General features: G+C 42.8%; 9 protein-coding genes. 1 reads left to right on the top strand and 8 read right to left on the bottom strand.

The genetic code is table 11. The features are described 5' to 3' along the window. Positions 1-150: 150 nt before the first annotated feature. Together Q0I54_RS12360 and Q0I54_RS12365 are read right to left on the bottom strand one after the other, a co-directional pair. On the bottom strand, positions 151-1,926 hold the full coding sequence (locus Q0I54_RS12360) for a glycosyl hydrolase family 18 protein (RefSeq protein WP_296119018.1): 1,776 nt from the start codon (positions 1,924-1,926) through the stop codon (positions 151-153). A gap of 142 nt (positions 1,927-2,068) precedes the next feature. Further along, the gene (locus tag Q0I54_RS12365) at positions 2,069-2,290 is read right to left on the bottom strand and encodes a hypothetical protein (RefSeq protein WP_296119019.1); all 222 of its coding nucleotides are present in this window, start codon (positions 2,288-2,290) and stop codon (positions 2,069-2,071) included. An 871-nt stretch (positions 2,291-3,161) separates the two neighbouring features. On the opposite strand from Q0I54_RS12365, the gene Q0I54_RS12370 reads away from it, so the two are divergent. Then, positions 3,162-3,932, top strand: a complete 771-nt coding sequence (locus tag Q0I54_RS12370) for an adaptor protein MecA (RefSeq protein WP_296119021.1) — start codon at positions 3,162-3,164, stop codon at positions 3,930-3,932. 137 nt (positions 3,933-4,069) lie between these two features. Here the strand turns inward: Q0I54_RS12370 and Q0I54_RS12375 are convergent, their stop codons facing one another. The 6 genes from Q0I54_RS12375 to Q0I54_RS12400 all read right to left on the bottom strand — a co-directional run bounded on the left by Q0I54_RS12375 (position 4,070) and on the right by Q0I54_RS12400 (position 9,862). Beyond that, positions 4,070-4,276, bottom strand: coding sequence for a DUF1858 domain-containing protein (locus Q0I54_RS12375; protein ID WP_021738537.1), 207 nt, complete (start codon positions 4,274-4,276; stop codon positions 4,070-4,072). A 71-nt stretch (positions 4,277-4,347) separates the two neighbouring features. Then, on the bottom strand, positions 4,348-5,316 hold the full coding sequence (gene moaA / locus Q0I54_RS12380; RefSeq protein WP_367270851.1) for a GTP 3',8-cyclase MoaA: 969 nt from the start codon (positions 5,314-5,316) through the stop codon (positions 4,348-4,350). Between the two features lie 18 nt (positions 5,317-5,334). Then, complete coding sequence (locus tag Q0I54_RS12385) at positions 5,335-6,771, bottom strand: hypothetical protein (RefSeq protein ID WP_296119023.1); 1,437 nt, start codon at positions 6,769-6,771, stop codon at positions 5,335-5,337. Positions 6,772-6,886: 115 nt separating this feature from the next. Next, a complete protein-coding gene (locus Q0I54_RS12390; protein WP_296119025.1) occupies positions 6,887-7,552 on the bottom strand; it encodes an RluA family pseudouridine synthase in 666 nt (221 codons plus the stop codon). A 122-nt stretch (positions 7,553-7,674) separates the two neighbouring features. Beyond that, the gene (locus Q0I54_RS12395; protein ID WP_296119027.1) at positions 7,675-8,364 is read right to left on the bottom strand and encodes a response regulator transcription factor; all 690 of its coding nucleotides are present in this window, start codon (positions 8,362-8,364) and stop codon (positions 7,675-7,677) included. Then, positions 8,357-9,862 carry a cell wall metabolism sensor histidine kinase WalK gene (locus Q0I54_RS12400; protein ID WP_296119029.1) on the bottom strand — a complete coding sequence of 502 codons (1,506 nt, stop codon included), beginning with the start codon at positions 9,860-9,862 and terminating at the stop codon, positions 8,357-8,359. Before Q0I54_RS12400 ends, Q0I54_RS12395 begins: the two co-directional genes overlap by 8 nt. Positions 9,863-10,108: the final 246 nt, after the last annotated feature.

Consider the following 10,108-nt stretch of genomic DNA (forward strand, 5'->3'; position numbering starts at 1 on the left):
AAGTAAAGCGGACATTCGCAATCCGCTTTCGCTACTTGCTCATGAACGCAGTCGCTTTGCGACCTGTCAGTGGGAGCTTTTAACTCCCACTGACATAAGCATCCCCCTACCCACCGCTTAGTGCTCTACGCACTTGAAGCGGGGGAATGCTTATTCTGCGTTCATATACTCCACGATGGTATCCCAGATGGTATTTTTCTCATATCCGAGTTTCCAGAAAGATGCTCCAGCCAGATGATTGTCCTTCATCACATCCAGCTTTTCTCCAATGGATTTCTGATCCTCCACCCAGATTTTATACGTCTTGCCGTCATACTCATACTCTGCATAATATTGACCACAATCATCCAGCCACTGAAGTGTTACCTCATTTGCTGCCACGCGGGTATCTACTTCACTCATGCCCACAGCTTCGCTGCTGATGGTGTATCCCCGCTCATTAGCCGCCTCATCATCACTTGGATTGGATTCATCCACCGGTGTCAACTCCCAGACTCTCGTGTAGAACGGAATTCCAAGAATCACCTGCTCAGCAGGTACTTCCTCCAGTGTATCAGCAATACCCTGTTGTACATATCCGATGGATGCCACGGAACCTTCATCGGATCCGTTGTAATGCTCATCATAAGCCATGACAACCACATAATCTGCAAATACTGCCTGCTCCGCACGATCATAATAAGAATTGTAAGATGCCGGCACATAATTGTCCACAGACAGCACCAGATCGTTATTTTCACACTTGATGGACAGTTCACGGATAAACTCCAGATAACCGTCCGCTGCCTCTGCCGGAAGCAGTTCAAAATCCAGATTGATTCCATCCAGATCAAACTTGATTGCCTCGGCCACCAGGTTATTTACCAGATTGTCCCTGCTGGATGTCACACTGAACACACTGGTGTCATCCACATCCTGGTTCTCCAGATTGCTTACCAGTCCCCAGACTTCCACACCCTGCTGATGACAATAAGTTACATACGCCTGGTTGCACAAAGATGCAATGCCACCCTGATCATCATTCAGATAAAACCAGGTCGGAGAAATGACATTCACTCCTTTTGTCTTGCCAAGCACATCTGCCACATTTGCATTTGCAGACTGATTTGTCACCTGATGCCATGCCATATTGATGGTTTTATCTTTACTGATATGCGAAAATACAGGTTCCGTAAAGTTATGGTCATACAATACATCCTGCTCTCCGCCAAGTGCTTTTGTCTTCACATAACCGATAAATCCATCCTGGCTGCATACCTTGCTCCAGGATCCCGCGGTGTCAAGCACTGTGACAAGATCTCCTTTTTTCACATCTGCCAGAATCGGACTTTTGACGCCGCCCTTTTCCCGGATTTCTGTCTTTTTCTTAATACTCTGATAAGTCACCTCATCCCACTGGTCCGAAATAACCACGCGGTTTGGATCGGTATAATATTCATAATGAATGTCTGTATATTCTTTTACAAAACTCATGGACAGATACATCTCGCCATCCCGCTGGATCGCAATGATATGGTCTGCTGTCTGCGCATCTTTTCCCAGGGTATAGGATGCGGTATCAACCGTAGTGTTGATCAGTCCATCCGGTGTCACATAACGCAAAACCTGCTCTGTGCTGTCCCAGTAAAAACGCTTGTTCAGATATTTATGTACGATCTGATAATCCACATACACTTCATCGTCCTGCACAATGCCTTTCTGCTCCATCTGCTCATTGTCAAATATGACAAACATTTCATCTTCCTGGCTCAGATTATAATGAGTTGTGTAATCTGCCCGCTCCTTTGAAGATGAATATTTTTTCAAAAAAGTTGTCAATCCAGCGATCAATGCGATCACAACGACCAATAAAACCACTGCCGCCACCAGAATGACTCTCTGTTTTCTTTGCCTCTGCTGCTGTCTTCCCTGCTTTCCTGAAGCCATCGTAAGCCTCCTTTGTCTCTTCTGCGATGTGTTTTTGCTGTCCTCAGTATACATGAAAAAAAAGGGCGATGCAACCTTTAGCCCCGCCCTTTTTTGCAGGTAAGATTTCTGTTTTTTGGTATTTGAGAATCCCCTGCCAATACTATTTTTTTGTTATCCTGTCAAATCTGACCTCGGATAATGCACCCCGCTGGAATACATAATCCCTCATGTAATTATTGTCTTCCCGGACACACATGGCTTCTGATACCTCCGCCGAATTACTTGGAAGTCCTTCCAGCCAGATTGAAATCCCCTGTTTTTCATAATTTTGGAGTTCGATCAGAAGAGTCTGTCCGGATAATGCATAATAATTTTGCTGCATATAAATACCTCTTCTCTGACCAGCGCGGAAGTAAGTTCGTGATATACAATCCGCCAATAACTTGTATTTCAGAATATTTTATTCAAGTCAAACATTCGCAAGACTCAGATAAACCCCTTCTGAAAATGCTGTGATATGTATCCTGTGTCTTTCTGACACTTACCCAATATTTGATTTTTGTTTGTTCTTCACTGCAGTTTTCCTCTTTTAAAACGATTGGGACACTATTCGTCTTTATCTTTCTTTTTACCTCCGTATTATTTTTTTATTGTGTTACTTTTATCCCGTTCATTTCTTCCGATTCAACTATAGCCTGCATGCCTCCCTTCTCCTTTTGTCAGTTCTGTGAAATTCACATATACTAACAAAAACATTTTTCTTTCATGTAGAAAGAGCCCCCGGCGCAGACAGTTTATTCTGAAAACACATAGCTTCCGCCAAATCAGACATACTAGCTAGAAACACGCCTGAATTTTCAAATTTCTTCTCTGCACAAAATCTTGGAAAACTTAAGAATCAGTCTCTGACAGTTGTCATAAGACCTTTGATCGATCAGTGGGAAAATCCCTTTGCTGCAGAAGCATCTGGTTAATGTACAGAATTTGTACGGATGCTTTAAGAACCCCATCAGAACTTTCGAACCTTTCTGATGAATCTGCCGCAATATGTGATTAATCTGTCCGCTTGCACGGATAACTCTTGTATTACTTATACCATAGTTTCATTAATAAATCAACTTAAATTATCATTTTAATTAAATTTTGTTATGCTTTTTACTTTTTGATACTTTTTTACAGAATCTTTATGAAAGGATGCTTGACGAAAAACGCAAGATTATATATACTTTTCTAACAAGTAAGGATGTGATAGCATGAAAATTGAAAAAATTAATGACCATCAGATTCGCTGCACTCTTACCAGCGAAGATTTGGCTTCACGCAATATTAAATTAAGTGAGCTGGCTTACGGCTCTGAAAAAGCAAGATCGCTGTTTCGCGATATGATGCAGCAGGCTGCAATGGATTTTGGATTTGAAGCAGAAGATATACCGATCATGGTGGAGGCTGTTCCTCTCTCATCGGAAAAAATTGTCCTGATCATCACCAAAGTAGATTCACCGGACGAACTCGATACCCGTTTTTCCAACTTTACACAGTTTGAGACTGATGAAGAAAACGAGGACGGACTTCTCTCCGATAATGATCACGACGTGAGTGATTTTTCACCGGAAATCGATGAGACGGCTTCTCAGTTTTTACAGCTTCTCCAACATCTCCGTCAAGAGCAGAATAAGGAGAATGCCGATGCTTCCAAAGCAAAACCTGCAGCACAGACACTGCCGACCAACATGGTTCGTATCTTTCATTTCCGCAATCTGGACTCTGCCATCAATGCAGCCCATGCACTGCACGGATTTTATCAGGGTAAAAATACCCTGTACAAAGATACTCAGGAGAACGCATACCATCTGATCGTACATCAGAGTCAGCACAGTGCCTCTGAGTTTAACCGTGTCAACAATATGCTCTGCTCTTATCTGCAGCCGGGCAAATACACAGCAGGCATTCAGGCGTATTTCGAAGAACATTTCCGCAAGATCATCAACGGAAATGCCCTGCAGCAGTTAAGCGAGATTGCTTAAACGAATCTCTGAATGGTTACAAAAAAAGAGCTGATCTGCCAAAATGGTACGAATCAGCTCTTTTTACTTTCCAGAAAATCTCAAATAAGTTTCTGTAAAGCAAATCTTTTTTGTGAAATTATATCTAAACCCTTGCCTTATGCTACAACATCATTGAGGCGGTCTACTAATTCCTGCGGCTCAATGCCATGCACCATAGCAGCCTGCTCGATTGTCTCCATCTGAGATGACGGGCATCCAAGGCAATGCATACCAATGCCAAATAATACTTCAGCAATGCTGTCGATATGTTCCTGATCACGTAATAATTCACCGATCATGGTGTCTTTGGTAATCTGTGCCATTTTATTGTACCTCCTTATTTTTACTAAGCGTAGTATAATACGTTTTCTTCAAATATGCAATCTTTTTTGAATCATCCGCCAATCTGTGACATCTTGCGGGTGTCCGCATCTATATGATCTCCAAAATGATGTTCCTTCGGCTTACGCGTAATTGCCTGTCCGATGGTCTGCGCCAGTTCTTCATCTGTACATCCGCTTCGGATCATGCTCCGCAGATCCACGCCTTCCCCGGAATACAGACAAAGTTTTAAAAATCCCTCCGATGTCAGCCGAATCCGGTTGCATCCGCTGCAGAACTTCTCGTGCACAGCACCGATCATTCCGATTTCACCGGCAAACCCCGGTGCGCTGTAATACACCGCCGGCCCGTTTCCAAGTTTTTTATCCATAAGATATGCACCCGGATAATGCGCAAAAAATTCTTTACGGATTTCCTCCACCGGATATGATTTATAGATTTCTCCATAACCGATTGGCATCATTTCGATAAATCGAACGGCCACGTTTTTCTGTCTCGCCCACTCAAAAAATGCCGGAAGTTCATCAATATTTTCTCCCTGCACCGGGACACAGTTGATCTTCATCGGAATGCCACTCTCGTAAGCAGTCTTGATTCCATTCATCACCTGCTCAAATACATCCTTGCCGGTAATTTCCTGATAACGCTCCCGCTGCAATGTGTCCAGACTGACATTAATAGCATCCAGTCCCGCCTCCTGCAATGCTGGAAGCTGTTCTTTTAACAATACGCCATTTGTGGTCAATGTAACCATATCTATTCCATCAATTTCATGAATCTCCTGAATCAGATCCGCACATTCCCGGCGCACCAGCGGCTCCCCGCCGGTTACCTTTACTTTGCTGATACCAAGATCCGCCAGCACCTTCACAATACGCACAATTTCCTCATAGCGTAAAATCCGCTCATGTGGCACAAAAGGAACATCCTCAGGCATACAGTATTTGCATCGCAGATTGCAGCGATCCGTAATCGATATTCTGACATAATCTATTTGTCTGTTAAAATGATCGATGATCATAGTATGCTTCCTTTCTTTTTAAACAAGAATGTCTACTACCATTCCTGCTGCATTTTTATAAACGGATGGATTTGCGCTTTCCTTTCCGCAATAAATCCGGAACGGTGTCGTACCCTTAATCGGTACAAAATTCCGTTTTGCATCTGCCCAGCTACTGGTATCACCTTTCTCCAACTGATCCTCGGAACGCTGATCATGCTCATAAGCCAGCATAAACCGATAGGCCGAAAGTTCATCCGCCTCCAACGCAATTTTTTCCTTATAATTATCATTGGTAAAAATCTGGAATGTCACCGAACCGTTTTCCAGTTCTTCCCGGGAAGGAATCTCCGGCAGATATTCCAACAACGCCAGCAACAACCAGCCGTGTCCTGTCACTTTCCGCAATCCGCCCTGACCTTCGTTCATATTATGATTATAATAGCAGTATTCTTCCTCCGCCGCAACATTTCCATATAATGCATGCAATTCTTCCAACGAATAATGGTAAGTCGCCAGTTCCTTTCCCAGGCGGATGATGCGAATATAAAACTCGCTGTCCGCTTCCTTCGTCTGCGGAACTTTTATCTCTTTCTTAGAAACAACCGGCTTTTCTGCTCCGGCCAACACACCGGCAAAATCTGTGATCACATTCTGTCCATCATAATAACCGATCTGCTTGTATGTCTCATCTGCCAAAAACAGCCAGATGGTATCCATAACTTTCCCGACCACATTACCGTCCTGATTCACAACCTGTAGATTTTTCAGATATTCCGGCGCGCATTCTGCCTGTTCCTTCCAGAATTCCACTGGAAGCTGAACCGCCGGTACTTTCCGACTGCTTCCATCCGAAAACTCCAGTTTCATCCAGTACATGGTTCCCGCCTGCGCGCTGTTCCACTCAAAAAATCGGCTCAGTGAAAAATAGCGGTTACAGCGCAGCCCTTCGCCACGTACCCAGAATCCTCGTTCTGTGCTTCCAGCCACCAGCATTCGGATTCCTTTGGCAAAATAGTCTTTATTTTTATCCTCCAGTCCCTGCTGTCCAAACATGATTGTGGGATGCGGATAGTATTTCACCGGTATACCGTTTTTAAAGAAAGAAATAAAAGCATCTCGCAGCTCCCGTCCGGTTGCCTTTCCACTTACAAGTTCCGGAAAATAATACCGTTTAGACTCTAATTCCGTCACAATAGACTCGAATCCATCCACACTTCCCAGTCTGATTTCTTCTGCCTCAGCAACTTCAGCTTCATCCAGATATCTCTGCAAAGGGAAACCATATCCCTCCTCAATATCTTTACTTTCGGCCTCTTCATGATTATCGTACACGGAAAAAAGACAACGTTCTGTTTTGTCCTGATGTTCCAGGTCATCACAAGTGTACAAAATATTTTTTTCAGCAGCACTGCCGCTGATAAATAGTCCTACCTGCGTCTCCCCGGGCAAAACCGTGACATTTTTGATTTCCATATTTCACTTACCCTTTCTGTAACTCCCTTATATATCCTATCTATATTGTATTTATTATCATACAATGAATTCGACGAGAAATGCAAGCCCCATATGGAAACAGGATCACTCTCTTTTAAATATGAAACGCCTTTCCTTTTGGTTCGATTGCAAATTCCATCTCTTTTCCAGTTATCGGATGTTTAAAAGCAATACGGCAGGAACATAATGCCACTGGACAATAGGCACCAGCTGCTGTTCCATACTTCACATCCCCATAAAGCGGATAACCCACATGCGCAAACTGCACACGGATCTGATGATGTCTGCCGGTATGAAGCCAGATATGCACCAAAGCCTTCTGTCCTTCTGCCCGTACTTCTACCACTTCATAGCTCAGTTTTGCCTCTTTTGCCTGCGGTGTTCCTTTTGCCACAACTGTGGATGTATTTGTCTTGCCATCCCTCAACAGCCAGTCACATAATTCTCCTTTTTCTGGTTGTGGTACACCAGCTGTAACTGCCAGATATTCTTTTTCCATACTGCGGTTGCTGACTTGTGCCGACAGCTTTGCCGCCGCCATTTTTGTCTTGGCAAATACCATCACTCCTTCTACCGGCTGATCCAGACGATGGATCAATCCGATATACGGCTCTTCTTTCTTTTTCGCACGGTAATTTTTCAGCAGGCTAACCATATCTGCCTGACCGGCACGAGCCGTCTGCACCGCAACGCCTGCCTCTTTGCGGCATACGATAACTGCTTCATCTTCATAAATTATTTCTGGTTGCTTTATTCTCATATTACATAAAACCTCATCTCTTTCACAAATAAGGCAGGCAGGATTTACGTACTTTCCTGTAAATCTGCCCGCCTTTATGATATGCAATTGTATTTTTAAAATATCATGACACTTTTGTTGCTCTACAGCTTGAATCTGTATCCCACACCCCAAATTGTTTCTATGTACTGCGGTTTTGCAGTATTAAACTCAATTTTCTCACGGATTTTCTTGATATGAACCGTTACAGTTGCAATGTCACCGATAGACTCCATATCCCAGATTTTTGAAAACAGCTCATCCTTTGTAAATACATGGTTCGGATTCTCCGCCAGAAATGTCAGCAGATCAAATTCCTTCGTTGTAAACTGCTTTTCTTCATCATTTACCCATACACGGCGGGCTGTCTTGTCAATGCGGATACCGCGGATTTCAATGATATCATTTTTCTGTGCAGTGCTTCCGATCAGGCGTTCATAACGAGCCAGATGCGCTTTTACACGTGCTACCAATTCGCTTGGGGAAAATGGCTTTGTAATATAATCATCTGCCCCCAGTCCAAGCCCACGAATTTTGTCAATATCATCTTTTTTCGCAGAAACCATCAGAATCGGTGTATTTTTCTTTTCACGGATCTTTTTACAGATTTCAAATCCATCTGTGCCAGGCAGCATCAGATCCAGGATAAACATGTCAAATTCCTGATTTAATGCACGCTCCAGACCACTTGTTCCATCGTTTTCTATCTCCACATCAAATCCACTCAATTCCAGATAATCCTTCTCCAGATCTGCAATTGCCTCTTCATCTTCTACGATTAAAATCTTACTCATTTGGTACCTCCTGATATTTTCGAATGACAAAGTACATGGTCGTACCCGTCTTTTCTTTACTTGTCGCCCAGATTTTTCCACCGTGGTCTTCGATGATCTTCTTTACGATGGACAGACCAATGCCGCTTCCTCCGGTGGAAGAATTTCTCGATGAATCTGTACGGTAAAACCTGTCAAAAATATATGGCAGATCTCTGGAAGAAATTCCTTTTCCGTTATCTTCGATTTCAACCTGAATGAAATCACCTACGTCTTTTATCCGGACATTAATCTGCCCTTTCTTTTTGTCCATGTATTTGATGGCATTTGTAACGATATTATTAACGACACGCATCAACTGCTCCGGATCTGCAATAATTATAATATTCTCATCTGCATAATTAAAATATGTCAGACCGATGCCCTTTGTCTCAAGATCCAGGCCGATTTCCTCAATGCAGTCATTAAAATAATCTGCCACATTGATTTTCTTAAAGTTATATGGGATACGATTCGTATCAATCTTGGAATACAATGTCAGTTCATTCAGCAGACGATCCATCTCATTTGCTTTGTTATAAATTGTCCGAATGTAACGCTCCTGCTTCTCAGGTGTATCAGCAACACCATCCAAAATACCCTCAGAATAACCTTTGACAGCTGTGATCGGCGTTTTGAGATCATGCGCAATGTTACTGATCAGAGCACGGTTTTCCTTTTCTGCCGCCATTTTTTCTTCGGTAGATTCCTTCAGGCGCTTACGCATCTCTTCAAAGTTCCGGCACAAATCTCCCATTTCATCCTGTTCATCATAATCAATGGTAAAATCCAGATTTCCTTCTTTGATATTTTTCGTGGCAATCTGAAGCTTTTTGATCGGTACCATCGTTCCACGGTAGATCCAGATTGTCATCACGCCTGCTGTCAACGCAAGGATCAGCAGGAGAGATACTCCGATATCAATCATCAGCCGCTTGATTTCCGGTTGAATACTTTCTGAGGATGTAATAATATAAACACTGCATTTATCATTATTATTGCATTCAAAGTCAACCTGCTTCAGCAGAGACTGGGCGTCGTTATCTACATAATAACCGGCTCCTGTTTCCTTATCCCCCTCACCATATGCCGGTAATTCTTCTTCCCACTGCTCATCACTGATCACAGAATCACCTTGATATCCGTTATATACCATAACGCCGTTTTTACAAAAAATCAGGTAGGAACTTTTCTCCTGTAATTTCTTATTTACTTTTGTCAGATAATCTTTTGATTCCAGTTTCTCCGGATCTGTCTTGGCCAGATTGCAGATTTCATCATATTCTGCCTTCGTATACCTGCTCATCAATTGCAGAGAATTTGATAATACGCCCTGTGTATCCGATGCTTCCAGCCCATAATTCTTCTGAATGGCTTTCGTCTGAATATGATACAAACCCAAAATGGCTGCTCCTGCCAGAGCAATTGGCAAAATAATAATAATGCAGAATGCAACGATCAAACGTGTCTTTAGTTTCATAGGCATCTCCTGATTGTTTCGTATCATTTACAGTAATACAACTGCTCACTGTTACTACACATTATAACACGTCTGCTGTTTAATTAACATTCTGCAATCGTAAAGTTTTTATAAACTACAGATGAAAAGTTCCTCAAAAGGTCTGAATCCACCTATACTTACATAAAGAACAAGAAAGTGTGCTATCACACACTTACGCGTTTAAAATTATCAATAGCACATCTTTCTTGCCCGCGCCGAGCACGC

Origin of the sequence: uncultured Eubacterium sp., from assembly GCF_934295145.1 — a bacterium.
In the GTDB taxonomy this organism is placed as follows: domain Bacteria; phylum Bacillota; class Clostridia; order Lachnospirales; family Lachnospiraceae; genus Eubacterium_I.

What these genes read in the sequence shown, in the direction of transcription:
- Q0I54_RS12385 (WP_296119023.1), bottom strand. Translation starts at nt 6,771, where the DNA reads ATGGAAATCAAAAATGTCACGGTTTTGCCCGGGGAGACGCAGGTAGGA.
- Q0I54_RS12360 (WP_296119018.1), bottom strand. Translation starts at nt 1,926, where the DNA reads ATGGCTTCAGGAAAGCAGGGAAGACAGCAGCAGAGGCAAAGAAAACAG.
- Q0I54_RS12370 (WP_296119021.1), top strand. Translation starts at nt 3,162, where the DNA reads ATGAAAATTGAAAAAATTAATGACCATCAGATTCGCTGCACTCTTACC.
- Q0I54_RS12400 (WP_296119029.1), bottom strand. Translation starts at nt 9,862, where the DNA reads ATGAAACTAAAGACACGTTTGATCGTTGCATTCTGCATTATTATTATT.
- Q0I54_RS12365 (WP_296119019.1), bottom strand. Translation starts at nt 2,290, where the DNA reads ATGCAGCAAAATTATTATGCATTATCCGGACAGACTCTTCTGATCGAA.
- Q0I54_RS12375 (WP_021738537.1), bottom strand. Translation starts at nt 4,276, where the DNA reads ATGGCACAGATTACCAAAGACACCATGATCGGTGAATTATTACGTGAT.
- Q0I54_RS12395 (WP_296119027.1), bottom strand. Translation starts at nt 8,364, where the DNA reads ATGAGTAAGATTTTAATCGTAGAAGATGAAGAGGCAATTGCAGATCTG.
- Q0I54_RS12390 (WP_296119025.1), bottom strand. Translation starts at nt 7,552, where the DNA reads ATGAGAATAAAGCAACCAGAAATAATTTATGAAGATGAAGCAGTTATC.
- moaA (WP_367270851.1), bottom strand. Translation starts at nt 5,316, where the DNA reads ATGATCATCGATCATTTTAACAGACAAATAGATTATGTCAGAATATCG.